Source organism: Streptomyces sp. WAC 01529 (assembly GCF_003945545.1).
In the GTDB taxonomy this organism is placed as follows: Bacteria; Actinomycetota; Actinomycetes; order Streptomycetales; family Streptomycetaceae; genus Streptomyces; species Streptomyces anatolicus.
The window spans coordinates 7,267,880-7,292,389 of sequence record NZ_CP029617.1 but is presented as its reverse complement, the minus strand read 5'-3'; the positions used below and the strand labels follow the sequence as shown (position 1 = coordinate 7,292,389).

At 71.8% G+C, this 24,510-nt stretch carries 20 protein-coding genes; 9 read left to right on the top strand and 11 right to left on the bottom strand.

The annotated features are described in order from the left end of the window. Positions 1 to 111: 111 nt before the first annotated feature. Positions 112 to 528 (bottom strand): hypothetical protein, encoded by a 417-nt coding sequence (locus tag DMA15_RS32385; protein ID WP_125516240.1) that lies wholly within the window; start codon positions 526 to 528, stop codon positions 112 to 114. A gap of 230 nt (positions 529 to 758) precedes the next feature. On the opposite strand from DMA15_RS32385, the gene DMA15_RS32380 reads away from it, so the two are divergent. Genes DMA15_RS32380 through narI form a run of 4 tightly spaced genes read left to right on the top strand, consistent with a single transcriptional unit; the run spans position 759 to position 7,419 of the window. Beyond that, complete coding sequence (locus tag DMA15_RS32380; protein ID WP_125516239.1) at positions 759 to 4,442, top strand: nitrate reductase subunit alpha; 3,684 nt, start codon at positions 759 to 761, stop codon at positions 4,440 to 4,442. Position 4,443: 1 nt separating this feature from the next. Beyond that, positions 4,444 to 6,108 carry a nitrate reductase subunit beta gene (narH, locus tag DMA15_RS32375; protein ID WP_240660065.1) on the top strand — a complete coding sequence of 555 codons (1,665 nt, stop codon included), beginning with the start codon at positions 4,444 to 4,446 and terminating at the stop codon, positions 6,106 to 6,108. Beyond that, positions 6,105 to 6,680 (top strand): nitrate reductase molybdenum cofactor assembly chaperone, encoded by a 576-nt coding sequence (gene narJ / locus DMA15_RS32370; RefSeq protein WP_125516238.1) that lies wholly within the window; start codon positions 6,105 to 6,107, stop codon positions 6,678 to 6,680. The genes narH and narJ overlap by 4 nt, the downstream gene beginning before the upstream one ends. 16 nt (positions 6,681 to 6,696) lie before the next feature. Then, complete coding sequence (gene narI, locus DMA15_RS32365) at positions 6,697 to 7,419, top strand: respiratory nitrate reductase subunit gamma (RefSeq protein ID WP_125516237.1); 723 nt, start codon at positions 6,697 to 6,699, stop codon at positions 7,417 to 7,419. On the opposite strand, the gene dnaK is transcribed toward narI, so the two are convergent. From dnaK to DMA15_RS32335, 6 genes are all read right to left on the bottom strand, one after another. After that, positions 7,416 to 9,287: a molecular chaperone DnaK gene (gene dnaK / locus DMA15_RS32360; RefSeq protein WP_125516236.1), complete on the bottom strand. Its 1,872-nt coding sequence runs from the start codon at positions 9,285 to 9,287 to the stop codon at positions 7,416 to 7,418. The two genes, narI and dnaK, sit on opposite strands and share 4 nt — an antisense overlap. A 166-nt stretch (positions 9,288 to 9,453) precedes the next feature. After that, on the bottom strand, positions 9,454 to 9,879 hold the full coding sequence (locus DMA15_RS32355) for an OsmC family protein (RefSeq protein WP_125516235.1): 426 nt from the start codon (positions 9,877 to 9,879) through the stop codon (positions 9,454 to 9,456). A gap of 114 nt (positions 9,880 to 9,993) precedes the next feature. Continuing rightward, entirely contained in the window at positions 9,994 to 10,983 is a 990-nt protein-coding gene (locus tag DMA15_RS32350; RefSeq protein ID WP_125516234.1) for a hypothetical protein, read from the bottom strand. A 179-nt stretch (positions 10,984 to 11,162) separates the two neighbouring features. Continuing rightward, positions 11,163 to 12,278 carry a hypothetical protein gene (locus DMA15_RS32345; protein WP_125516233.1) on the bottom strand — a complete coding sequence of 372 codons (1,116 nt, stop codon included), beginning with the start codon at positions 12,276 to 12,278 and terminating at the stop codon, positions 11,163 to 11,165. A gap of 127 nt (positions 12,279 to 12,405) precedes the next feature. After that, positions 12,406 to 12,858, bottom strand: a complete 453-nt coding sequence (locus DMA15_RS32340) for a hypothetical protein (RefSeq protein WP_125516232.1) — start codon at positions 12,856 to 12,858, stop codon at positions 12,406 to 12,408. A 296-nt stretch (positions 12,859 to 13,154) separates the two neighbouring features. Continuing rightward, the gene (locus DMA15_RS32335; RefSeq protein ID WP_125516231.1) at positions 13,155 to 13,616 is read right to left on the bottom strand and encodes a hypothetical protein; all 462 of its coding nucleotides are present in this window, start codon (positions 13,614 to 13,616) and stop codon (positions 13,155 to 13,157) included. Positions 13,617 to 13,749: 133 nt separating this feature from the next. Between DMA15_RS32335 and DMA15_RS32330 the strand changes: the two genes are divergently transcribed. The 3 genes from DMA15_RS32330 to DMA15_RS32320 all read left to right on the top strand — a co-directional run bounded on the left by DMA15_RS32330 (position 13,750) and on the right by DMA15_RS32320 (position 16,634). After that, positions 13,750 to 14,298: a GNAT family N-acetyltransferase gene (locus DMA15_RS32330; RefSeq protein WP_125516230.1), complete on the top strand. Its 549-nt coding sequence runs from the start codon at positions 13,750 to 13,752 to the stop codon at positions 14,296 to 14,298. 186 nt (positions 14,299 to 14,484) lie between these two features. Beyond that, positions 14,485 to 14,700 (top strand): hypothetical protein, encoded by a 216-nt coding sequence (locus tag DMA15_RS32325; RefSeq protein WP_125516229.1) that lies wholly within the window; start codon positions 14,485 to 14,487, stop codon positions 14,698 to 14,700. Between the two features lie 299 nt (positions 14,701 to 14,999). Continuing rightward, positions 15,000 to 16,634, top strand: a complete 1,635-nt coding sequence (locus DMA15_RS32320) for a DUF6345 domain-containing protein (protein ID WP_125516228.1) — start codon at positions 15,000 to 15,002, stop codon at positions 16,632 to 16,634. A gap of 26 nt (positions 16,635 to 16,660) precedes the next feature. Here the strand turns inward: DMA15_RS32320 and DMA15_RS32315 are convergent, their stop codons facing one another. The 3 genes from DMA15_RS32315 to DMA15_RS32305 form a co-directional block, all read right to left on the bottom strand. After that, positions 16,661 to 18,052 (bottom strand): amino acid permease, encoded by a 1,392-nt coding sequence (locus tag DMA15_RS32315; protein WP_125516227.1) that lies wholly within the window; start codon positions 18,050 to 18,052, stop codon positions 16,661 to 16,663. An 83-nt stretch (positions 18,053 to 18,135) separates the two neighbouring features. Then, the gene (locus DMA15_RS32310; protein WP_164551870.1) at positions 18,136 to 20,406 is read right to left on the bottom strand and encodes a phage holin family protein; all 2,271 of its coding nucleotides are present in this window, start codon (positions 20,404 to 20,406) and stop codon (positions 18,136 to 18,138) included. 1,168 nt (positions 20,407 to 21,574) lie between these two features. Beyond that, positions 21,575 to 21,970: a hypothetical protein gene (locus tag DMA15_RS32305; protein ID WP_206302977.1), complete on the bottom strand. Its 396-nt coding sequence runs from the start codon at positions 21,968 to 21,970 to the stop codon at positions 21,575 to 21,577. Between the two features lie 154 nt (positions 21,971 to 22,124). On the opposite strand from DMA15_RS32305, the gene DMA15_RS32300 reads away from it, so the two are divergent. Together DMA15_RS32300 and DMA15_RS32295 are read left to right on the top strand one after the other, a co-directional pair. Next, entirely contained in the window at positions 22,125 to 22,901 is a 777-nt protein-coding gene (locus tag DMA15_RS32300; RefSeq protein WP_125516225.1) for an MBL fold metallo-hydrolase, read from the top strand. Beyond that, positions 22,898 to 23,515 (top strand): VTT domain-containing protein, encoded by a 618-nt coding sequence (locus DMA15_RS32295; RefSeq protein WP_125516224.1) that lies wholly within the window; start codon positions 22,898 to 22,900, stop codon positions 23,513 to 23,515. Before DMA15_RS32300 ends, DMA15_RS32295 begins: the two co-directional genes overlap by 4 nt. A gap of 9 nt (positions 23,516 to 23,524) precedes the next feature. Here the strand turns inward: DMA15_RS32295 and DMA15_RS32290 are convergent, their stop codons facing one another. Further along, complete coding sequence (locus DMA15_RS32290; protein ID WP_240660312.1) at positions 23,525 to 24,505, bottom strand: MBL fold metallo-hydrolase; 981 nt, start codon at positions 24,503 to 24,505, stop codon at positions 23,525 to 23,527. Positions 24,506 to 24,510: the final 5 nt, after the last annotated feature.

The window sequence follows — 24,510 nt, the reverse complement described above, 5'->3', positions numbered from 1 at the left end:
CGAGATGCAAGGCGGAGGAGGGCGGCAACGCGGAGCGTTGACAACCGACGACAACGCCGCAGATCGGGGTGGCACACCCCGCGTCCCGCGGCATGATCCGCCGGACAGGCCCTAGCCCCGCAGTCCCCGCAGCGCCGCGTACTGGAGCGCGGCGAAGCCGCCGACGGTAAGGGCCTGCATCGGGATCCAGACGGCCCCCGCGGTGCTCGGCGAGAGCCAGACGAGGAGGGCGACGACGCTGAGCACCGCCCAGGCGGCGTTGCCCTCGATGACCGCCCGCACGCCGAGCGTCGGCGGGCTCTTGCGGGCGGCGAGGTAGCCGACGCCCGCGCCGTAGAGGGTGAGGAAGACGCCGAGCCCGAAGAGCAGGCCCGAGTCGACGCCGAGGAAGCGTCCGAGAGGTCCGGAGGCGGCGGCGTAAGCCAGGCCGTTGCCGGCGGTCACGACGGCGTCCAGGCCCAGGAAGCGGCGCAGCATCGTGGTCGGGTCGGTGGTGCGGGCGAGGGCGGTGAGCTGGTAGGTCGTCATGGCGGGCTGCCTCCGGGCTGGGGAAGGGCGGTGGTCCGGGGCGGCGGCCCCGGTCCGTTTTCCGTTGACACCACTGTGCCGAGCGCCCGTCGCCCGGTCGATTACGTCACAGGTAATGCCGCCCCGCGGTGCCACAGCGAGGCCCCCGCAACCCATACGGCGCCGACCGAAAGGCGCCCCCCGCCCCACCCCCCTAGGTTCGTTGAAAGGCAGACCTAGGGAGCTCCACGGTGACAGAGACGACCGAGCCCGCCGCGGCCCTGCTGCGGGCGGGGAAGTTCTTCCGGCGCGGCACCACCGCCCCCGACCTGCACAGCGTCGCGCTGACCGGGGGCCGGGACGCGGACGCCTTCTACCGGGACCGCTGGAGCCACGACAAGGTCGTGAACTCCACGCACGGCGTGAACTGCACCGGCTCGTGCCGCTGGAAGGTGTACGTCAAGGACGGCATCATCACGTGGGAGACGCAGGCGACGGACTACCCGAGCGTCGGCCCCGACCGCCCCGAGTACGAGCCGCGCGGCTGCCCCCGTGGCGCCGCGTTCTCCTGGTACACGTACTCCCCCACGCGCGTCCGCTACCCGTATCTGCGCGGCGTTCTGGTGGAGATGTACCGCGAGGCGAAGGCCCGCCTCCAGGACCCGGTGCTCGCCTGGGCGGACATCCAGGCCGACCCGGAGCGCCGCCGCAGGTACCAACAGGCGCGCGGCAAGGGCGGGTTGGTGCGGGCGACCTGGGACGAGGCCGTCGAGATCATCGCGGCCGCGCACGTCCACACGATCAAGACATACGGTCCCGACCGCGTCGCGGGCTTCTCGCCCATCCCGGCGATGTCGATGGTGTCGCACGCGGCGGGCGCCCGTTTCATGGGGCTCATCGGCGCGCCGATGCTCTCCTTCTACGACTGGTACGCGGACCTTCCCGTCGCCTCCCCGCAGGTCTTCGGCGACCAGACGGACGTACCGGAGTCGGGTGACTGGTGGGACGCCGCGTATCTGATGATGTGGGGCTCGAACGTGCCGGTGACGCGGACCCCGGACGCGCACTGGATGGCCGAGGCGCGCTACCGCGGGCAGAAGGTCGTGGTCGTGGCGCCCGACTACGCCGACAACGCCAAGTTCGCCGACGAGTGGCTGCACCCGCACCCCGGCACGGACGGCGCGCTCGCCTTCGCGATGGGGCATGTCGTCCTCAAGGAGTTCTTCGTCGACCGCACGACGGAGTTCTTCACCGACTACGTACGCAAGTTCACCGATCTGCCCTTCCTGGTGACGCTGACCGAGCGCGACGGCGCGTACGTACCCGCGAAGTTCCTGCGCGCCACCGATCTGGGCGAGGACGGTGAGGGCGGCGACTGGAAGACGGCGGTGCTCGACGAGAACACCGGGAGGCCCGCCGTGCCGAACGGCTCGCTCGGCTTCCGCTGGACCGACTCCGGCAAGGGCAGATGGAATCTGGACCTCGGTGACATCAAGCCGCTGCTGAGCCTGCACGACTCCCCGGTGGCGGCGGGTGTGGAGGTGCTGCTGCCCCGCTTCGACACCGAGGGCGGCCCGCACGGCCAGGGCCGCGGAGAGGTCGTACGCCGGGGGGTTCCCGCCACCCGGCTCGGCGGGCAGGACGGGCCCCTGGTCACCACTGTCTTCGACCTGCTCCTCGCGCAGTACGGCGTCGGACGCGAGGGGCTGCCCGGCTCCTGGCCCACTTCGTACGAGGACGCCTCACAGCCCGGCACACCCGCCTGGCAGGAGGCGCACACGTCCGTGCCCGCCGCCAAGTGCGTGAAGATCGCCCGGGAGTTCGCCGCGACGGCGGAGAAGTCACGGGGCCGCTGCATGATCCTGATGGGCGCGGGCACCAACCACTGGTTCCACTCCGAGACGATCTACCGCTCCTTCCTCGCCCTGCTCCAGCTGACGGGCTGCCAGGGACGCAACGGGGGCGGCTGGGCGCACTACGTCGGGCAGGAGAAGTGCCGCCCGGTCACCGGGTGGGCGACGCTGGCCGGCGGCCTCGACTGGAGCAGGCCGCCGCGGCAGATGATCGGCGCCGCCTACTGGTTCCTCAACACCGACCAGTGGCGCTACGACAGGTTCGCCGCGGATGTGCTCGCCTCGCCGCTGGGCGAGGGCCGTTTCGCGGGCATGACCGGCGCCGACTGCCTGGCCCTTTCGGCGCGGACCGGCTGGATGCCGTCGTATCCGACGTTCGACCGCAACCCCCTGGACCTCTCGGAGGCGCCGGGCGATCCGGTGGCCAACGCCGTCGACGAACTCAAGGCGGGCACACTCAAGTTCGCCTGCGAGGACCCGGACGCCCCCGAGAACTGGCCGCGCGTGCTCACCCTGTGGCGCGCCAACCTCCTCGGTTCGTCCGCCAAGGGCGCCGAGTACTTCACGAAGCATCTGCTCGGCACGCACTCCTCGCTGCGCGCCGAGGAAGCGGCACCGAACGAGCGCCCCTCCACCGTTACTTGGCGCGACGACGCCCCCGAGGGCAAGCTCGACCTCCTCGTCTCCCTCGACTTCCGGCAGACCTCCTCCACGCTGCTCTCGGACGTCGTGCTGCCCGCCGCGACCTGGTACGAGAAGCACGATCTGTCGACCACGGACATGCACCCCTACGTGCACTCCTTCACGCCCGCCGTCGACCCGCCCTGGCAGGCCCGCACCGACTTCGACACGTTCCGTGTGCTCGCGGAGAAGCTGAGCGAGCTGGCCGTGGACCACCTCGGCGTACGCAAGGACATCGTCGCCACCGCCCTCCAGCACGACACGCCGGGCGAGACCGCGCAGCCCGGCGGGGTCGTCCTGGACTGGCGCAAGGGCGAGTGCGAGCCGGTGCCCGGCAGGACGATGCCGAACCTGACGGTGGTGGAGCGCGACTACACCGCGATCGGCGCGAAGTTCGCCGCGCTCGGACCGCTGGTGGAGCAGCTGGGGCTGCCCGCCAAGGGCATCGCGCTGCGCCCGGACCGTGAGGTCAAGGAGCTGAAGGAGCGCAACGGCGTGGTGGTGGGCGGGCCCGCCGACGGCCGCCCCGCCCTGAACACGGCCGTGAAGGCGGCCAACACCATCCTGGCCCTGTCCGGCACGACCAACGGGCGCCTCGCCACCCAGGGCTTCCACACCCTGGAGGCGCGCACCGGCCAGGAGATGGCGCACCTCGCAGCCGAGCACGAGGGCAAGCGCATCACGTACGCCGACACGCAGGCCGCGCCGGTGCCGGTGATCACCTCGCCGGAGTGGAGCGGCAGCGAGTCCGGCGGGCGCCGCTACACGGCCTTCACGCTCAACACCGAGCACCTCAAGCCCTGGCACACCCTCACCGGGCGCCAGCACTTCTTCATCGACCACGACTGGATGCACGAACTCGGCGAGGCGATGCCCGTCTACCGGCCGCCGCTGGACATGAACCGCCTGTTCGGCGAGCCACGGCTCGGCCCGGACGGCGAGAAGGAGGTGACGGTCCGTTACCTCACGCCGCACAACAAGTGGTCGATCCACTCCGAGTACCAGGACAACCTCTTCATGCTGTCGCTCTCGCGCGGCGGCCAGTGCATCTGGATGGCGCCGCAGGACGCGGACGCGATCGGCGTGCGGGACAACGACTGGATCGAGGCGGTCAACCGCAACGGCGTCGTGGTGGCCCGCGCGATCGTCTCGCACCGCATGCCGGCCGGCACGGTCTACATGCACCACGCGCAGGAGCGCACGGTGAACGTCCCCAAGGCGGAGACGACCGGAAAGCGCGGCGGCATCCACAACTCACTGACCCGGCTGATCCTCAAGCCGTCCCATCTCATCGGCGGCTACGCGCAGTTGTCGTGGGCGTTCAACTACCTCGGCCCGACGGGGAACCAGCGCGACGAGGTGACGGTCATCCGCCGCAGGTCGCAGAAGGTGGAGTACTGACATGCCCCGAGGCGAACGCACCGGCCGACGCGTCATGGCCCAGATCGCGATGGTGATGAACCTCGACAAGTGCATCGGCTGTCACACCTGCTCGGTCACGTGCAAGCAGGCGTGGACCAACCGTGACGGCATGGAGTACGTCTGGTTCAACAACGTCGAGACCCGGCCAGGGCAGGGCTATCCGCGCCGCTACGAGGACCAGAAGAAGTGGCGCGGCGGCTGGGAGCTGAACAGGCGCGGCGCCCTGAAGCTGAAGAACGGCGGCCGGATCAAGTCGCTCCTGGAGATCTTCTCCAACCCCAAGCTGCCGGAGATCAAGGACTATTACGAGCCCTGGACCTACGAGTACAGGAACCTCACCGACGCCCCGCTCGGCGACGACTACCCCGTGGCCGAACCGCGCTCGCTGATCTCCGGCAAGCCGATGAAGATCGAGTGGTCGTCGAACTGGGACGACAACCTCGGCGGCGCCACCGAGCACGGCCACCTCGACCCGATGGTCGCGAAAACCCGCCAACAGGCGGCCGAGAAGGTGAAGTTCGCCTTCGAGCAGACGTTCATGTTCTATCTGCCCCGCATCTGCGAGCACTGCCTCAACCCGGCGTGCGTGGCATCCTGCCCGTCCGGCGCGATGTACAAGCGCGAGGAGGACGGCATCGTCCTCGTCGACCAGGACCACTGCCGGGGCTGGCGCAAGTGCGTGACCGGCTGCCCGTACAAGAAGGTCTACTTCAACCACCGCACCGGCAAGGCCGAGAAGTGCACGATGTGCTACCCGCGCATCGAGGTGGGCCTGCCGACGGTCTGCTCGGAGACCTGCGTGGGCCGCCTGCGCTATCTCGGAGTCATCCTCTACGACCCGGACAAGGTGACGGCGGCGGCCTCCGAGCCGGACGAACACAAGCTCTACCAGGCTCAGTTGGACGTCTTCCTCGACCCCGAGGACCCGGAGGTGCGCCGGGACGCCGAGCGGTCCGGCATCTCGTACGACTGGATCGAGGCGGCGCGCCGCTCCCCCGTGCACGCGCTGATCAGCACGTACAAGGTGGCGCTCCCCCTGCATCCGGAGTACCGCACCCTGCCGATGGTCTGGTACATCCCGCCGCTCTCCCCGGTGGTGGACGCGCTGACGGAGACCGGGCACGACGGCGAGGACGCGGCGAACCTCTTCGGCGCCATCGACACCCTGCGTATCCCCCTCGAATACCTCGCGGAGATCTTCACCGCCGGGGACGTGGGCCCGGTGCGGTCCTCGCTGGAGAAGCTCGCGGCGATGCGGGCGCACATGCGGGCCATCAACCTCGGTGACACGCCCGACAGTTCGGTGGCACGGTCGGTGGGCATGTCGGGGCCCGAGATCGAGGAGATGTACCGGCTGCTGGCCATCGCCAAGTACGAGGACCGGTACGTCATCCCGACCGCCGCCGTCGCGGACGCGCGGCGCCTTGAGGAGTCGGCCCTGCCCGAACTCTCCGACTCGTGCAGCCTCGACTTCGAGGGCGGACCCGGCATGGGCGGCGACGGCCCCTTCGGCCAGGACTCCGGCCGCAAGCAGCTGCCGCTCGTCACCATCGAGAACTTCCACGCGCTCCGCGACCGGCAGACCGCCGACCGGGAACCGAGCGCCGCCGAGAAGGCGCACGCCGCCGAGGAGGACGACCAGTGACCGAGCACGCCGTGCTCTACCAGGCCGCCGCGGTCTGCCTCGGCTACCCCGACGAGGAGTTCCACGCACGCCTGCCGCTGCTGAAGGCCGCTGCTCCCCCGGAGTTCGACGCCTTCCTGACGTACGCGGCGGCCACCGAGCCCCGGGAACTCGCGGCCCACTATGTGCGGGTCTTCGACTTCAAGAACCGGCACAGCCTGTATCTGAGCTGGTGGCGGGAGGGCGACACGCGGCGGCGCGGCATGGCGCTGGTCCGCTTCAAGGAGGTCTACCGCGCGCACGGCCTGGAGTTCAGCGGTGAGGAGCTGCCGGACTTCCTGCCGGCGGTCCTGGAGTTCTCGGCGCACGCGGGTCCGGTGCTCCTTGAGGAGCACCGCAGCGGCCTTGAGCTGCTGCGGCTCGCCCTTGGCGACTTCGACACGCCGTACGCGACCGTGCTCGACGCGGTGTGCGCGACCCTGCCGGGCCCCTCACCCAAGGACCGCGCCGAGGCACTCGCGCTCGCCCGCTCGGGGCCGCCGCGCGAGGACGTCGGCCTCGAACCCTTCGCACTCATCGGGGAGCACTCATGAACATCGGGGAGCACTGATGAAAACGCTGCTGTGGGGTGTCCTTCCCTATATCGCCTTCGTGCTGCTCGTCGCGGGCACGATCTGGCGCTACCGCTACGACAAGTTCGGCTGGACGACCCGCTCGTCACAGGTCTACGAATCCAAGCTGCTCAACATCGCCTCGCCGATGTTCCACTACGGCATCCTCTTCGTCCTCGTCGGCCATCTGGTCGGCCTCTTCCTGCCCGAGTCGTGGACGGAGAAGGCGGGCGTGAGCGAGCACACCTACCACCTGTTCTCGCTGTACGGCGGCACGGCGGCCGGGGTCCTGCTCGTCCTCGGCATCCTGCTGCTGCTCTACCGGCGCCGGACCAACACGCCGGTGTTCCGCGCGACGACCGCCAACGACAAGCTGATGTACCTGGTGCTGTTCGCGGCGATCGTGCTCGGCATGGTCGCCAAGCTGACGCACGCGTCCGGCGACGGCTACAACTACCGCGACTCCATCGCCCCTTGGGCGCGCAGCCTGTTCACGCTCCGGCCCGACATCGACCGGATGACCGGGGTGCCGGTGCTGTACGAGATCCACGCGGTGGTCGGCATGGTCCTGTTCGCGCTGGTGCCGTTCACCCGCCTGATCCACATGTTCAGCGCGCCGCTCCAGTACCTCTTCCGGCCGTACGTGGTCTACCGCGCCCGGGATCCCGAGCGGGTGGGCGCACGGCCGGAGAGGCGCGGCTGGGAGCGGACGGGGTCTTAAGTCGCCCTGCCCGGGTCGCCCTTGCCCTTGTCGTCCTCGTCCACGATCTCGGCGTCGACCACGGCCTCCTCCGTGGCGGAACCGGTGGATGCGGTCTCCTCCTGGGCGCCCCCGCCCGAGGCCGCGTACATCGCCTGGCCCATCTTCTGGCTGACCGCCGCCAGCTTCTCGGCGCCGGTGCGCAGGGCGGCGGTGTCGTCGGCGCGGTTCTTGAGGAGGTCCTTCAACTCCGCCGCGGCCGCCTCGACTTCGGTCTTGGTCTCCTCCGGGATCTTGTCGCCGTTCTCCCGCACGAAGCGCTCCGTCTGGTAGACGAGCTGCTCGGCCTGGTTGCGGGTCTCCGCGGCCTCGCGCCGCTTGCGGTCCTCCTCCGCGTGCTGTTCGGCCTCGCGGACCATGCGGTTGATGTCGTCCTTGGGCAGCGCGGAGCCGCCGGTCACCGTCATGCGCTGCTCGCGTCCGGTGGCCTCGTCCTTGGCCGAGACGTGCATGATTCCGTTGGCGTCGATGTCGAAGGTGACCTCGATCTTCGGGACGCCGCGCGGGGCGGGCGGCAGCCCGGTCAGGTCGAAGACACCGAGCTTCTTGTTGTACGCGGCGATCTCCCGCTCGCCCTGGAAGACCTGGATGCCGACCGAGGGCTGGTTGTCCTCGGCGGTGGAGAAGGTCTCGGAACGCCGGGTGGGGATCGTGGTGTTGCGCTCGATGAGCTTGGTCATGATGCCGCCCTTGGTCTCGATGCCGAGGGAGAGCGGCGTCACGTCGAGAAGCAGTACGTCCTTCACGTCGCCGCGGATCACACCGGCCTGCAAGGCCGCGCCGAGCGCCACCACCTCGTCGGGGTTGACGCCCTTGTGCGGGTCCTTGCCGGTGAGCTCCCTCACCAGCTCGGTCACGGCGGGCATGCGGGTGGAGCCGCCGACCAGGATCACGTGGTCGATGGCGGAGAGCTTGACGCCCGCGTCCTTGACGGCCTGGTGGAAGGGTTCCTTGCAGCGGTCGAGCAAGTCGGCGGTCAGCTCCTGGAACTGAGCGCGCGTCAGCTTCTCGGCGAGGTGCAGCGGGCCCTCCGCCGTGGCGGTGATGTAGGGCAGGTTGATGTCCGTCTCACTGGAGGAGGACAGCTCGATCTTCGCCTTCTCGGCGCCCTCGCGCAGGCGCTGGAGCGCCATCTTGTCCTTGCCGAGGTCGATGCCGTGCCCGTTCTTGAACTGCCGTACCAGGTACTCGACGATCCGCTGGTCCCAGTCGTCGCCGCCCAACTGGGTGTCGCCGTTGGTGGCCTTCACCTCGATGACGCCCTCGCCCATCTCCAGGAGCGAGACGTCGAAGGTGCCGCCGCCCAGGTCGAAGACGAGGACGGTCTGGTCGTCGCCCTTGTCCAGGCCGTACGCGAGGGCGGCCGCCGTCGGTTCGTTGATGATGCGCAGGACGTTGAGCCCCGCGATCTCGCCGGCCTCCTTGGTGGCCTGGCGCTGGGTGTCGTCGAAGTACGCGGGGACGGTGACCACCGCGTCGGTGACGTCCTCGCCGAGGTAGGACTCGGCGTCGCGCTTGAGCTTCTGCAGGACGCGCGCGGAGAGTTCCTGCGCGGTGTAGCGCGTGCCGTCCACGGAGCCGTCCTCCGGGAAGCGCCAGCCGCCGTCGCCCATGTGGCGTTTGACGGAGCGGGCGGTGCGCTCCACGTTCGTGACCGCCTGCCGCTTGGCGACCTCGCCCACCAGGACGTCGCCGCTCTTCGCGAAGGCGACGACCGACGGGGTGGTGCGGGCGCCCTCCGCGTTGGCGACGACGACCGGCTCACCGCCCTCCAGCACGGCCACCACTGAGTTCGTCGTACCGAGATCGATCCCGACCGCACGTGCCATGGTCCAGTCCCTTCCACCGCGAGCCCTGTGTCCCCCGAATCCGGGTCTACTCCGCTCTCCATCACAAAACTTGAGCGGCACATTGTCAATCCCCGGACGCGACGATGCCGCCACCCCGGGCGGGGCGGCGGCATCTTGGACGGGCGCCGTCGGCGGGCGCCGCGCGTCAGGCCAGCTTGGCCGTGAGCGTGATGGTCGTACCCGTCAGCGCCTGGCTCACCGGGCAGTTGGCCTTGGCGTCCTCGGCGGCCGAGGTGAAGGCCGCCTCGTCGAGGCCCGGCACGGTGCCCTCGACGGTGAGGTGGATGCCGGTGATGCCGGTGCCGGGCTGGAAGGTGACGTCGGCCGAGGTGACGAGCCGCTCGGGCGGGGTGCCCGCGCCGGTCAGCCCGTGCGAGAGGGCCATGGAGAAGCAGCTGGAGTGCGCGGCGGCGATCAGCTCCTCCGGGCTGGTCTTGCCGTTCGCCTGCTCGGCGCGGGCGGGCCAGGAGACGGCCTGCTCGCCGATGCCGGAGGAGTCGAAGGTGACGGTGCCCGAGCCCTCCGTCAGAGAGCCTTCCCAGACCGTGTGCGCGGAGCGCGTGGTTGCCACGATGCAGTTCCCTTCAGTGCGGTTCCGTGATCGGAACTTCCGTGGCCACCATCCGATCACACTCGGGAGGCGGCTGAAAGCGCCTCCCGACGGCGACCCGTCACGGCTTACGTGTCACTCGCCGCCCGCGGTACCGGCCGGGCCGCCCATGCCCATACCCATTCCGCCCATCATCCCGCCCATCAGCTCCTCGAGGTCCAGCTCGGTGGCGCCCGCGGGGGCGGTGGGCTTGGTGCCCTCGGTCATCCGGATGACCAGGCCGAACTTCTTCACCTTGGTGTTCTCGGCGAGCTTGGCGAGGTCGATGCGGACCTCCTTCAGCTCCTCGTTCTTCAGCGTGATGTCCGCCCTGACCTTCGCGTTCGGGGCGTCCTTCAGCTCCTTGGCCGTCGGCAGTTCCGTACCGGGCGGCAGCTTCTTCGCCAGCGGGCGCAGCTCGTCGACCAGTTCGGTGGCCAGGGTGCGGAAGGGCGCGGTGGCGGTGATGCGCTCGGTCCCGTCCTCGCCCCCGGCCGTCTTCAGCTTGACCTCACGGCCGACGACCTCACGCATGGCCTTGACGAGCTTCTTCTGCGTGGCGGCGTCGAGGGTGGCCTCCGGGGAGGGCTCGGACCCCGGCCCGTCATCACCCTCGGCGGCGAGGCGCTCGATCTCCTTCATGTCGGCCTTCACCCATTCGCCCTCGAGGACCTTCTTGAGGGCGCCGGCCTCCGGGGGGAGGTCCGCCGCGGTCGGCACGGGGGTGCCCATGGCCTTGCCGAACTTGGCCAAGTCGCTGCGGAAGTACACCTGGTCGCCGATGACCCGGTACTCGGCCAGCTTCCCGTCCCGGCCGCTGATCTTCATGGCCATGCGGTCGAAGTCCTTCTCACCGGACTCGCCGAACGGCTTCCTCGACTGCACGGTGACGCTGATCTTCGCGTCGCGGAGCAGGCGCGCGGCCTCGTCCGGCATCTCCTCGCCCGGCTCCGAGTCCGAGGAGTCGTCCAGTGCCATGAGCGAGGCGGTGTCGGTGTCCAGGGAGAATTCAAAGGAGAGCGACTTCTCCTTGTTCATGTTCTCGAAGGCCTCGTCGAGCTTCTGGCCGGCGGACAGCTGCTCCACGGTGCCGCAGGCGGCCGAGCCGGCGAGGACCGCGCCGACGACTGCGGTGGCGGTCAGAGTCTTACGTATGGCGGTGATGATGGTCTCCTAGTGAGTGTGTTCGGTCGGTAGACCCACACCTGCCTCAAATGGTTGCGCTGTTCCTGACAGGACAGGACTGGGGCCGACAAGAACGCCCCCTAGGAGCGATCGGCGCTCGCGCAGCCGTCGCCCCTCGTGCCGTCGCCCGTGTCGATCGGCTTGCTGCGGTCGTACGGGTCGACTCGGCGGTCCGTGTCGGCTGTCGCGCCGTCCTTGCCGAAGGGCGGCACGAAGTAGCCGGTGGGGGCGGAGCAGCCGCCGTTGGTCATGTCGAGCGTGTACGAGACGAGGGACATCGTGCCCGGTTCGGTGATGACCTTCGCCGGGTCGTCCCAGCTCATCACCACCTCGCGCCGCACGATCGTACGGACGACCTCGGCGTCCCGCCCGCTTTCGCCCGCCTCGGTGACCGGGTACACGAAGGTGACGTCCGCCGTCACCTCGACCGCCCCCCGCTCCCCCTCCCGGTAGGTGAGCCGGCCGCGCGTCTTGACCACGTCGCCGACCAGCCGGGCCTGCCCGGGCCGGAAGCGGCTGAACAGCAGCAGCGGGTCGGTCTCCTCCGTGGGTTTCGCCGACGACAGGGCGGTACGGAGGTATGCCTTGACGTCCTTCTGGTGCGGGTTCAGCAGGGCGATCGCCTTCGTGGGCCGCTCGCCGCGCAGCACGCGGGAGTCGAGCCCCGCGGCCACCAGGAAGTCCCGGCTCCGCCGCAGTGCCCGCTCGACCTGGGCGGTGTCCATCCAGCCGGTCGCTTTGGCCGGTGGCACCGTGATCCCTGCCGCTCCGTCGGCCCAGCGGGCGGCGGGCGACCCCCGGAAGGGCTCGGCGAGGGTGGGGCGCAGACCGCTCCCGGCGCCGGGAGCGGTCTGCGGCCTCTTGGACTCGGCGGCCAACGGCGTCCCGTCCTGCCCGCCCTCGTCGCCGCCGAACAAACCGGCGAGCTGCTGCGGGAAGAGCCCCACGACCAGGAGGGCCACGGCCGCCATCAGTCCCATCGCGTACCAGCCTGTCCTGCGCCGGGGACGGGCCGGTGAGTACGTACGCCAGCCCTCCGGCCGCCCGGGACGCTCCCGTAGCCGCCGCTCCACCTCACGGGCGCGCGCCGACGGCTCCACTGGGGCCCCGGCCGTACCCGTCACCGACTCGCGCAGGAACCGCTCCCACTCCTCATCGGATACGGACGACCCGTCCTGCCCGCCAACCCCGCTCACACCGCACTCCCGTTCCCGTACGACTACTCGATGCCCGACGCCTTCGCGAACCGGGGCATGCGTGAGTGTAGGTATCAACGATCAGCAGTTCGAACGAAGCGTGTCCGAAACAGGCGGCCGTGCGTCCTCACCGAGAGCGGTCGTACGTCAGCTTGCCCGCGCCATCCCTGTCGGCGCGCCGGAGCTTGTCCTCGCCCACCAGGGTCAGCGTCGACGGTTTCCCGGCCGTGCACGCCGAGGGCGGTTTCCCCGAGGCCACCGCCGAACTGCCCAGCCGGACGGCGCCCGATGTGACGGAGTCCAGCCGCGCCTCAAACACACAGCGGTATTTGGCGCCATCCTTTCTCGGTCCGACTGCCGTCAGGGTCATCACCTTGTCGTCCACGTATCCCTGCCGGATCACCATTGTCCGGGCGTGGGAGCCGTCGGCATTCTTGAGCGAGCTCTTCCAGGTACCGAGGTACTTCTCCGGCAGCACGCCCGTCGGCCCGTGGGCCGGGGGCTGCTCCTCCACGCGCGAGCCCTCGTGGTGGACGTAGGCGCCAAAAGCGACGGCCACGACTGCGGCGGCCGTGGCCAAGACGAGTCCACGGCGCGACCGTTCCCCGGCCGGAGGCCTCTCGGGCGCGCCGAGGGTCACCAACGGGGCCGGCGCGGACAGCGGGCTGCCACCCGCACTCTCCGCTTCCGCCCTCCGCGCCGGCACCTCTGCTCTCGCGTCCGCGGGCAGGCGGTGTGCGCGGACGCCGATGGTCGCGGCGGCAGCCCTGCGCGTCAACGTCAGGCCCCGCGCGAGGGGCAGGGCGCGCGCGTGGCTCGGGCGCCGGTCGACTCCGATCGCGGCGGCGGCAGCGCGACGGAGGAGCGTGGGCCGGGTCATTCGGCGCCCCTCGGGCCCGCGGCCGGCCGCCGGGAGGCAGCCTGCTCGGCGGGCGGCCCGGTCGCCGGTGGCTGAGCGTCCTGCGGCTGGGGGGCCTGTGGTGCGTTGGGGTCGCCGATGAAGACCCCCGCCAGCCGGGTGTGCTTGAGCTGGACGAGGATCAAGGGTGCCGACGCCCCGACGGCGAACGTCGCGAAGCCACCGTCGATCTGCCCCCAGGCCGCCATGAGCAGGGCCACCCCGGCCCCCATCACCATGTGCACCACGGCTGCGATGCTCTGGCCCGCGACGTCGTAGTACGCACCGAAGGCGGGAGGCGGCGCCTCGGCCTCGGGCTGCTCGGAGAGCCGGAACTCCTGCCGCCGTAGGAGCCATTCGGACATGCAGTCGTATGCGTGCACGACTCCGCGCACCGCTCCGCCTGCCGCCCCGATCAGAAGCAGACTCGCAGTGTCCACGTGCCCCCAGTCCGTGCGGAGAGACTTAGACGGTCGACACAAAAGGCTACGGACCTCCTCATCGCAAGAGAAGAGGAGCACCCGAACCAGGGCCGAAGGGCGTTGCGGAGGCGGCCTGTTGGAGCATGTGGGGATGAGCACACACCACACGTCAGGCCCGCCGAGCGCGATCCGGCTCACCCAGTTCACCTCCGCCGACCTGGCCGAGATCCTGGGCGGTGGCGACGACCCCTTCGGCGTCGCGGAGACCGGCCTGGCCTGGCTGCCCAAGGATGAGCACTTCGCCGTACGGCACGAGGGCCGGCTCGTGGCACACGCGGGACTGCGCCGCCTTCCGCTGACGGTCGGCGGGACCGGCCTGGAAGTCGTCGGCGTCGGCAGCGTGGCCGTCGCCCCCGACGTACGCGGCCGGGGCCTGGCCCGGTCGGTCGTCGCGGCGGCCCTGTCCCACGCCCGCACCCTGGGCCCGCGTCACGCCCTGCTCTTCTGCCGCCCCCCGCTCGTCGCGCTGTACGAGAGGCTCGGCTGGCGTCCGATCGACGAGGACCCCTCCGTGGAGGTCCTGGTCGAGCAGCCCGGCGACCGCGTGGTGACCATGCCGCTGCGGACGATGGTGACGCCTCTGCACGAGGACGCCCGGTGGCCCGCCGGGCCGGTGCGGCTGTGGTCGCTGCCCATGTGAGGGGCGGAGCCGGCTCGACCCGGCCGGAGAGCCGGGGAAGAGTCAATACGGATGGGTGATTGCCTGCCGGTGGCCTCCCTCGTTGGGCATTCGCTGATCTTGTCCGGCGAATGAGCCGTGGCGAGGCAGCGTCGGTCTCCGGAGCGATCCGCTTCGGCGCGAGAAGAGGAGAATTTTGTGCGTCGCATGAGCATTGCCCTGACCCTGGCCGTGGCCGCCGGCGGGCTCAGCCTGTCGGCGGTGACCGCCCAGGCCGCCCCCGGCGCCCCGGTTCAGGGACCTCCGTTCCCGTACGCGGACTGCCTCAAGGCGACCGCGGACAAGGGGGAGAGCCGGGCGCAGGGGAAGTGGCACTGTGACCAGCTCGTCAAGAAGGGATGGGTCACGCCGCCGAAGCGCTGACCGTCCTCTCGGGGGCCGCCTTCGCGGTGGCCCCCGGCCCCCACTGCCAGGGCCCCTGGATGAGAATGGGCCGCGCGTCGGCCGGCCGACGGCCGGGAGGTGTTCGAGCCGGGCGCGCAGGTGCGGGGCGGGCGATACGAACACGTTGTGTGCGCGGCCGGACCGCAGAGGCCCGTGAGGTGCGGGAACGGGCCCGTGACGCGGGCCCTATGGCCGGAATCCCAACTGGGCAAGGCGCGTCTGCGGTGACACTTTGAGGCCCCCTCGCGCACGACCGCGAGGAGATCCTCTCAGGGGGTATGGCCATGCGCATCAATTACTCGGACCGCGGTCCGTCCCCGCTCGAACCGGAGAAGCCCGGAGCGGCGGGTGAGCGCGACTCGACCTTCGGCTGGTGGGGTGCCTTCAGCATCCAGAAGTTCGTCAACCAGTCGCCGCTCTACCACACCCACGCCGATGCCACTGGCTGGCTGGCGTACCTCCAGCAGTTCTACGACCGCAACTTCTGGTTCGCCGACGGCGGCGCCCAGGTGTGGGCGTACGAGGAGACGTACGACAACTGGCAGGACCGCTACGGCATGGACGCCGTCTGCGCCGTCTACCACTCGGGCCACGGCGGCATGGACGGCAACGGCGTGTTCTTCGCGCCCCTCGGCGCCGCCTGGGACGGCCGCAGCGACGCCGTCTCCAACCGGATGGCGCTCGGCAACGAGAAGGCGAACTACGTCTTCTGGTCGACCTGTGACTCGCTGAAGGTCACCGGCGGCCACTCGCCGATCCGCACCTGGGCCGGGCCCAACATCGGCTTCCGCATGATCTTCGGGTTCGAGACGGTCAGCATCGACAGCCCGGACTACGGCAAGAAGTTCTGGGAGAAGTGGCGGGCCGGGCAGACGTTCTGCGACGCCTGGCTGAACGCCAGTTGGGACATCCACCACGGCCAGGCGCCGTCGGTCGCCGCGGCCGGCGCCAACCAGGCCGAGGCCGTCAACCGCCTCGACACCGAGCGGAACTTCTACCGCGAGCACGTGCCGGACAACTGGTACGCCTGGCGCTGGTACCACGCCCGCGAGGGCGTCAGGGAACCGCTCACCCGGCTCCCCGCGCAGCAGCAGATCGTGCGGCTGGCGCCCCGCGAGGCGAGCGCGGAACTCGCCGGGCTCGGGGAGCTGACCGACTTCCCGTCGGCGGCGCTTCAGGAGATCCAGGTCGAGCGGCAGGGCGTGCTCAACGCGACCTCCGGCGACCGCGTCATCTCCACCGACTCGCGCGGCGTCAGCTGGGTCCGCCTCGCCACGCCCAACCACCGCAACACCCAGCAGCTGCCCACCGAGCGCGCGATCGAGGCGGCGCGTTCGTTCGCCGAGCGGTACGCGCGGGGTGCCGAACTGGTCGTCGACAGCGTGCACGACCTGATGCAGAACTCCGGGACGAAGGACGGCTCCGAGGTCGGTCACCCGGTCTCCCTGGAGACGCACGTGACGTTCCGGCAGGTCTTCGACGGCGTGCCCGTCATCACCCCGGACCAGGGTCTGATCCGCGTCGGTCTCGACAACGACGGCACGGTCGTCCAGTCGCAGATCGCCACCCGCCAGCCCTCGGGCGTCACGCGCGAGCCGAGCACGGGCATCTCGCCGCCCGAGCCGAAGAGCGGGAAGTCCACGGCCGCGCCCGAGGGGCGCGACCCGCGCGAGGCGCTCGACGCGGCACAGCGGACCCTGCTCGCCCACCTGTCGGCGGTCACCGCCGGTGAGGAGCGGGGTGCGGCGGCGGAGCAGGAGATCCAGGTCCAGGACGTGGCCGACAGTTTCCAGGTCGGTTACGAGCTGGAGGGCGACGAGGCCTACCCCGCGGCCCGCAAGCTGATCGAGATCGGCTCGCGGGACAGCATGTTCAGGACGCGGCGCTGGGTCGTCGCGCCGCTGGCGAGGTAGCGCGCCCCCGGCGTCACGGAGCCCGGTCAGGCGTGAGAGGTGGCGGCCCGCTGCTTGCGGGCCGCCATCCACGCGTATACGAGCACCCCGACGAAGAGGAACAGCACGCCCTGGTAGACGGCCGCGTAACCGGACCCGGCGACCAGCCACATGGAGAACGCGAACGCGGCGCCCGCGAGGACCGCGTCCCGCACCAGGCGTCCGCGGTGGACGCGCTCGCCCTGGCCGGAGACGAGGAAGTAGATCTGCGCGGCGGTGGCGAGCAGGTAGGGCACGGTCGCGGTGAACGTGGTGATCAGGACCAGGGACTCGAAGACGCCGCCGGAGCCCGCCGTGTAGTTGTAGACGGTCAGCAGCGAGGCGAGGACGACGGTGACGAGGACGCCGACGGTCGGCACGCCCCGCTTCTTCCTGCCGAACGCGCTCGGGAAGAGCCCGTCCTTGGCGGCCGCGTACGGCGTCTGGGCGCTCAGCAGCGTCCAGCCGTTGAGGGCGCCGACCATCGAGACGAGCGCGGCGACGGCGACCGCGGTGCCGCCCCAGGAGCCGCCGAACATGGCGTTGACGGCGTCGGAGAAGGGCGCGGTGGAGCCGACCAGCTTGTCGTGCGCGACGGTCCCGAAGACGGCGAGCGTGCCGAGGAGGTAGACGAGGGCGGCGCCGAGGGTGCCGAGGATGGTGGCGCGTCCGACGTTGCGGCGCGGGTCGCGGACCTCGCCCGCGCTGACGGCCGCGGACTCCACGCCCAGGTAGGAGAAGAGCAGGATCGCGGCGGAGGCGGAGACGGCGCCGACCGGGCTGTCGTCGCTCGCCTGGAAGGGCCCGAGGTTGGCGCTGTCGAAGAAGAAGAGGCCGCCGACGGCGACGAGCAGCAGCGGCAGGAACTTCAGTACGGTGGCGACGAGCTGGACCGCGCCGACGTACCGGGTGCCCGCGAAGTTCGCGAGGGCGGGCAGGAGTTGCAGGGTGAGGGCGGCCAGGCAAGCGGTCCACTTGTGCTCGTTGACCGGCATGAGCACGTCCAGGTAGCCCACGGCGGCGACGGCGAGGGCCGCGTTGGAGACCCAGGTGGTGATCCAGTACGACCAGGCGGCGAGGAACCCCGCGAAGTCACCGAAGGCCTCACGTGCGTATACGTACGGTCCGCCGGTGCGCGGGTCGCGCTCGGCGAGGCGCCCGAAGACGAGCGCCAGGGCTATCGCCCCCGCGGTCAGGACGCCGAAGGCGACGAGGCTGATGGTGCCGAACGGGGCGACGGAGGCCGGGAGCAGGAAGATGCCGCCGCCGATGATGTTGCCCATCACGAGACACGTGGCGACGGGAAGGCCAAAGGTCCGGGCGTGCTTGCTCGGTGCCTGCGTCGGTTCCCCGTGTCCGGGGGCCGGAGCCGACTGCGGTGCGGTTCCGGTGTCGTGCATGAGGTGGTGCGCCTCTCGTCGTGCCAGGTGCCCGGGATCGCCGAGCGGAAGCCATGGTCGGGCACGGCGGGCGCTGCTCAAAATCAGCGTGTTTTGTCCTGCGGAGCCTGGTCGACGACCGCAAAAGCTGTGCCGCCATGGCCTCCGGACAGCGGATCATTCACCGGAACGATTGCCTCCGCGACCTCTGTGACCTCGGGGACAAGTACGTCCTCGCTGGTCACGTCCGTGCCCGGCACCGAAACGGGCACCGGGACCTGCGGCCCCAGGGCCTCGCCGAGCCACCGCCGCAGCACCCGGTGGACGGCTTCGGCACCGACCAGCTCCTCCCCCTCCTCCACCGGGGCGGAGAGCACGAGCGGGGAGAGGAGGAAGGGGCGGGCCTGCGCGCCACCGAGCCCGCCGTGCGAGCCGATCTGCTCCTCGAAGGCGAGTACCTCGCCCTCCTGGGGGTCGTACCAGGAGTTGACCATGATGTCGGCGGCGTGCGGGAAGCCGTCGGTGCGCCGCACGGCGTCCGCCGCACCGGGCCCGAACTCCGCGAGCGGCCCGAGGTCCGCCGGGTCCTCGTCCAGGTACACCTCGGCGCCGCGCGCCCCGAGCACCAGCGGACCGCGCTCCGCGCTGCGTACGAGGATGAAGCCGACGCCCGGATGGTTGGCGAGGGTCGGCAGCAGCGCCGGGTGGCGGCGGTCGATCTCCTCGCGGGTCATGCGGTGCCGTACGTCCGGGAAGGACACGAGCCCGAGGTTGCCGGAGGCGAGCACGATCGGCTCCGCGCGCCGGGCCGGGCGGCGTTCGCCGGTGCCCTCCTCGACCGGGCGGCGCAGCGCGGCCCGCACGGCGGCCCGGGCCTCGGCGCCGCTGTGCGTACGCTGCGCCCGGCGCGGCACGGGCAGGCCGCAGCCGGCCCTGACGAGGTCGCCGAGGGTCAGGCCGTAGCGGGCGCGGAAGGTCTCGCCGGGGCTCTGCCCGTGGTCGGAGAGGAGCACGATGCGATAGGCGCGGGGCGCGTGCTCGGCGACCTGGGCGAGCAGCGCGAGCGAGCGGTCGAGGCGCCTGAGCACCTTCTCCACGTCGCCGCCGGTCGGCCCGGAGTGGTGCGCCACTTCGTCGTACGCGACCAGGTCGGCGTAGACCGCGCTGCGCCCGGCGAGCATGTCACCGATGACGGCGGCGACCACGACGTCGCGCTCCACGACGGTCGCGAAGGCGCGGATGAAGGGGTAGAGCCCGCCACGGCCCACCCTCGGGCGGCGCCGCTCGACGCGGGCACGGGTGGACTCGCCGATCTCCCTGAAGACCTCGGCGACGAAGGAGAGAGCGGTGCGGACGGCGTTGGCGGGGTCGGAGAAGTAGGCGAAGTACCCGGCACGCGACCGGGTCCCCTTCCCCCGCCGGGCGGCCACGGAGAGCACGAGTGCCAGCTGCTCGGCGCCCCCGCTGAAGAGGTTGCCGCGGCTGGCGCCGTCGAGGGCGAGCAGGCCGCCGTCGCCGGTGCGGCGGATGGCGCGGCGCTGGAGTTCGACGGCGGAGGCGGGCCGGTTGCTGACCATGACCTCGCCGGTGTCCTTCTCGTACCACCGGAAGGCGGGCACGTCGTAATTGGAGCCGTGCAGGATGCCGAGCTGGCTGGCGCCGGTCTGGCTGGACCAGTCGGTGCGCCAGGGGGTGAGGCGGTGGGTGGCGGTGGGGGCCTGTGTTGCTGCCGAGGCCCCTGTGGCTCCTGGCGCTCCTCCTGCTCCTGGAGTGGGGTGCTCTCCCAGCCATCGGGCGACGGTGGGCATCAGGCCCTTGGCGACGGCGGCCTCCAGGACGTCGTGGCCGACGCCGTCGAGCTGGATGAAGACGGTGCCGGGGGCGATGGGCCCTGGCCGGCCCGGGTCGCCGTGCCGCCTGCGTCGGTCGGCGAGACGGTACAGGCGCCGCCGGTAGGCGTCGTCGTCCCGCACGGCGAGGGCGCCGCCGGTGGCCGAGGCGACGGCGGACATCACGGCGGCGACGACCACGGCGGTCTCCGCGCCGGCCTCGCCCCTGTCCTCCGGGATGAGGCTCAGGGCGAGCAGCAGGAGCGAGCCGTTGAGGAAGAAGGCGAGCAGGCCGAGTACGAGGGCGGGGACCAGCAGCAGGGCGCGGACCAGCAGGGGCCACACCAGTGCGGAGAGCAGGCCGAAGGCGCCGGCGCCGAGGGCGGCGGTGATCGCGATGCGGGTGGCGCTGTCGCCGTCCTCCGACTGGAGCTTGAAGTCTGGCAGGAGCCCGGCGAGCACGAGCATCGTCAGTGTGCTGACGGCCCATACCGCCACCACGCGCCACAGCGCGTTGCCGACTCTGCGCCATCGCTCTCGCCCCACGCTCTGCCCTTTCGCGTTTCCCCCCGAACCGGGCACCAGCGTGTCACAACCCCCCGGCCCATCCGCCTGACCCCCACGCCGCGGCTCCTTCGCCTCGGCTCCCCCAGCCCAGGGCCGCCCCCCTCACCGCGTCGCAGGACCACCCTCGCCACGGCACCCCTCACCGCTTCGCGGGGGAGCTCCCCACCCACCCACCCGTTCACCCCGCCCTGCCGACTCACCAGCGGATGGTGGGGAACGCCGCGTGCGGCAAGGGGCGGGGCGGGAGGCGGCTGGGTCAGCGCCCTGCGTGGGCCGGGCCCGCGAAGGGGCCACGGGCGCATTGGTGGGGGGCGTCGCGCAGCGCTGCCGGGAGGGCAGTGACGCGGGGCCGGGTCGGTGGCGTGCCCGATGTGGGGCCACGGGGCGGCCGCTGGTGAGGGGAAGCCGCGCGGCGGCAAAGTGGCAGGCGGCGCAGGGAAAACACGGACGTGGGGGGGGGAGGACAGCGGCGCGGCCGATGCGGAGGCGCGGGGTCGGGGCAGCGGCGTGCCCGATGCGGGGTGACGGGTGGGTGGGGACGCCTCGCGGCGGCAAGGAGGCGGGACGCGCAGCGGCGCCGGGGAGGCGGGGCAGCGGTATGCCCAGTGCGGGGGCACGGGCGGGTGGGCGCCGCGCAGCGGCAGAGGGGCGGGATGGGCAGCGGCGCCGGGCAGAACGGCTTCGGTCACCGGCGTACTCGACGCGGAGTGACGGGCGGGTGGGTGGGAAACGCCGCGCAGCGGGAAAGGGGCGGACGCGCAGCGGCGCCGGGAACGCCGGCTCGGGTCAGCGGCGTGGCCGAGGCGGGGGCACGGGTGGGTGGGGAAGTGGGCGCGACGCGGGGGCGGTTGGGGCGTGGCGCGGAGGTGGAGGTGGGGGACGCCGGAGGCTGAGCGCGGCGCGGGCGGTTGGGTTCAGGGACGTCGGACGTGGGGCGCGCGCGGGCCGATGCGGGGGGGCGGCGTGGAGGCAGCGCCGGCCGGGTGGGAGGAGGGGGCGCCCGAAGCGAGGGGAACGCGCCGGAGGTGGGGGCGGGCGCCGGAAGAAGGGGCGGGCGTCGGAAGAGAGGGCGGGCGCCGGAAGAGAGGCACAGCGCCGGAAGGGAGGGCGGGCGCTGGGAGAGAGGGAGGGCGCCGGAGGTGAGGGGTTAGCGGCCGTCGTAGCCTGCTGTGGGCATGGAGAGCCGGCGGTGGACCCTCGCCTTCATGCGCGAGTCGTACGCCGGCTCCGCAAGCCCCGCCGTCTCCACCCGCACCCCCCGCCGCGCACACTCCGCCGTGAACTCCTCGGGGCACCGCAGCGCCCGCTCCAGGACCCTGCGGCTCGGGACGACGAAGAGGTCCACCAGGCCCGCCTCGACGTCCGCCCACAGCACCCCGTGGTCCGCGCGCAACCCTCGTACGACCAACTCCCGCGTGATCACATAGCCCTGGTCGGCGGCCCAGCGCGCGCACATCGCGTGCTGGCTGCTCGAGTCGACCAGGAAGGGATCGGCGTCCAGTTCCTCCAGCGGCGTGAGGCTGGCGATCGCCGCCGCACGCACCACCGCCACCGCCCCGGCCCCCGCGACCGCCCACGCGCCCGCCCCCGTATCCGCCCCCGCGACCTCTCCCACGGCGCCCCCCTCACCTCGGTCCCGGCGGCCGACCCTACTCCTGGCCGTAGGCTCGTAGACAGTCGTACGAAGGAGGAACCGGGTGCCCGTCGAGGTCACATGGTGGGGTCACGCCACCTGCACGGTCGAGGACTCGGGCGTCCGCGTGCTCACCGACCCCCTCTTCGCCCGCCGCCTGGCCCACCTGCGCCGCCGCAGGGGCGCGCTGCCACCGCCCGGCGCGGCGCTCGCCGACGTCGTACTCGTGTCGCATCTGCACGCCGACCATCTGCACGTCCCCTCCCTCGCCCGGCTCGCGCCGGGCACCCGCGCCCTCGTCCCGCGCGGGACGGCCCGCTCGGTCCCGGGGCTGACCCGCAGGCTGCCCCATCTGCGCTTCACCGAAGTCGTGGCGGGGGACGAGGTCCCGGTCGGCGACATCGTCGTACGCGTGGTTCCCGCACTGCACGACGGACGGCGGCTGCCCTTGGGCCCCCACCGCTCCCCCGCCCTCGGCTACGTCGTCGAGGGCCAGGCCCGTACGTATTTCGCGGGCGACACCGGGCTGTTCGACTCGATGGCCGCGGAGGTCGGGGACATCGACGTGGCGTTGCTGCCGGTCGGCGGGTGGGGGCCCTATCTGGGCCACGGGCACCTGGACGCGGGCCGTGCCGCCGAGGCCCTCGTGCGGCTCGCGCCGCGCAGCGCGGTCCCGGTGCACTATGGAACGTACTGGCCGATCGGCATGGACGCCGTGCGCCCCCATGAATTCCACGCGCCCGGTCTTGAGTTCGTGCGGCACGCGGCGCGGCTCGCTCCCGAGGTGGCGGTGCACCGGCTCGGGCACGGCGAGAGCGTGCTGCCGGAGGTGGCCAGGTGATCCTCGCCGCGGCGGCCCAGGTGCCGCCGGAGAGCACGCAGCAGGCGGTCGGTTATCCGTCGTTGTTCCTGCTCGTGGTGGTCGGCGCGCTGGTGCCGGTGGTGCCGACGGGCGCGCTGGTCAGCTCGGCGGCGGTGGTGGCCCTGCATCAGACGGCGCCGTTCTCGCTGCTCGTCGTCTTCGGCGTCGCGGCGTCCGCGGCGTTCCTCGGCGACATCGCCCTGTACTGGCTGGGGCGGCGCGGCATGCGGTCGAAGAACGGTTCGCGCTGGCTGGCGGCGCTGCGCGACCGGGCGCCCGAGGAGCGTCTCGCGCAGGCGCAGGCCAAGCTGCGGGACCACGGCGTCATGGTGCTCGTGCTGTCCCGGCTCGTTCCCGCGGGGCGGATCCCGGTGATGCTGGCGTGTCTGATGGCGAGGATGCCGCTGCGGCAGTTCGTCCGCGGGGACGCTCCGGCGTGCCTCGCGTGGGCGGTGACGTACCAGCTGATCGGGATACTCGGCGGCTCGCTGTTCGACAGGCCGTGGGAGGGTGTCGCGCTGGCGGTCGGACTGACGGTGCTGATCAGCGCGGCCCCGACCGTGTGGCGCAGGGTCAGGCGGGCCCCCGCCTGAAGCCCCCGCTCAGGCCAGCACCCGTGACGCCCCCACCGGCAGGTCCCACAGGTCCTCGCGCGGCCGTCCCGTCTTCTCCCATGCCGTACGGACCCGGGTGAGGGGTTCGAGGACAGGCTCGGCGGAGAGCAGGAACGTGCCCCAGTGCATCGGCGCCATCCGGCGCGCGCCCAGGTCGCCCGCCGCCCTGACCGCCTCCTCTGGGTCGCAGTGCACATCGCTGAGCCACCACCGCGGGTCGTACGCCCCGATGGGCAGCAGCGCGAGGTCGATGCCGGGGTAGCGCTCGCCGATCCGCTCGAACCAGTGGCCGTAGCCCGTGTCGCCCGCGAAGTAGACCCGCTGCCCCTCGGCGTCGGTCAGGACCCAGCCGCCCCACAACGTACGGCAGGTGTCGGCGAGGCTCCGCTTGGACCAGTGGTGGGCGGGCACGAAGTCGAAGCGCGCTCCGTCCAGTTCGGCGCTCTCCCACCAGTCCAGCTCGGTGACACGGTTGAAGCGGCGGCGGGTGAACCAGCGGCCGAGCCCGGCGGGGACGAAGACGGGGGTGTCCCTCGGGAGTCTTCGCAGGGTCGGCGCGTCCAGGTGGTCGTAGTGGTTGTGGCTGATGACGACCGCGTCGACGGGTGGCAGCGCGCTCCAGGCGACGCCCACGGGGGTGACGCGGGCCGGGGTGCCGAGGATCTTGCGGGACCAGACGGGGTCGGTGAGGACGGTGAGGCCCCCGATACGGACGACCCAGCTGGCGTGTCCCGCCCAGGTGACGGCGACGGTGCGGGCGTCGACGTCGGGCAGCGGGCCCGGTTCGAACGGCAGCCGTCCGATGTCGGCGAGGCCTTCGGGACGCGGTCGCAGGGCACCCTCGCGTGCGAACCTCGCGAACCCGCGCAGTCCGGGCAGCGGCGCGGTCAGCCGGTCGGCGAACGTCCTCGGCCAGCGGCGCGCGGCACCGGGCGGGGACGGAGACGGCGGGGGCAGGGGCGGAGACAGTGGCG

Bases quoted from the DNA above. Each gene is read 5' to 3' on its own strand.
- narI (WP_125516237.1), top strand. From the start codon at position 6,697: ATGAAAACGCTGCTGTGGGGTGTCCTTCCCTATATCGCCTTCGTGCTG.
- DMA15_RS32330 (WP_125516230.1), top strand. From the start codon at position 13,750: ATGAGCACACACCACACGTCAGGCCCGCCGAGCGCGATCCGGCTCACC.
- DMA15_RS32325 (WP_125516229.1), top strand. From the start codon at position 14,485: ATGAGCATTGCCCTGACCCTGGCCGTGGCCGCCGGCGGGCTCAGCCTG.
- narH (WP_240660065.1), top strand. From the start codon at position 4,444: ATGCCCCGAGGCGAACGCACCGGCCGACGCGTCATGGCCCAGATCGCG.
- DMA15_RS32315 (WP_125516227.1), bottom strand. From the start codon at position 18,052: ATGCACGACACCGGAACCGCACCGCAGTCGGCTCCGGCCCCCGGACAC.
- dnaK (WP_125516236.1), bottom strand. From the start codon at position 9,287: ATGGCACGTGCGGTCGGGATCGATCTCGGTACGACGAACTCAGTGGTG.
- DMA15_RS32385 (WP_125516240.1), bottom strand. From the start codon at position 528: ATGACGACCTACCAGCTCACCGCCCTCGCCCGCACCACCGACCCGACC.
- DMA15_RS32320 (WP_125516228.1), top strand. From the start codon at position 15,000: ATGGCCATGCGCATCAATTACTCGGACCGCGGTCCGTCCCCGCTCGAA.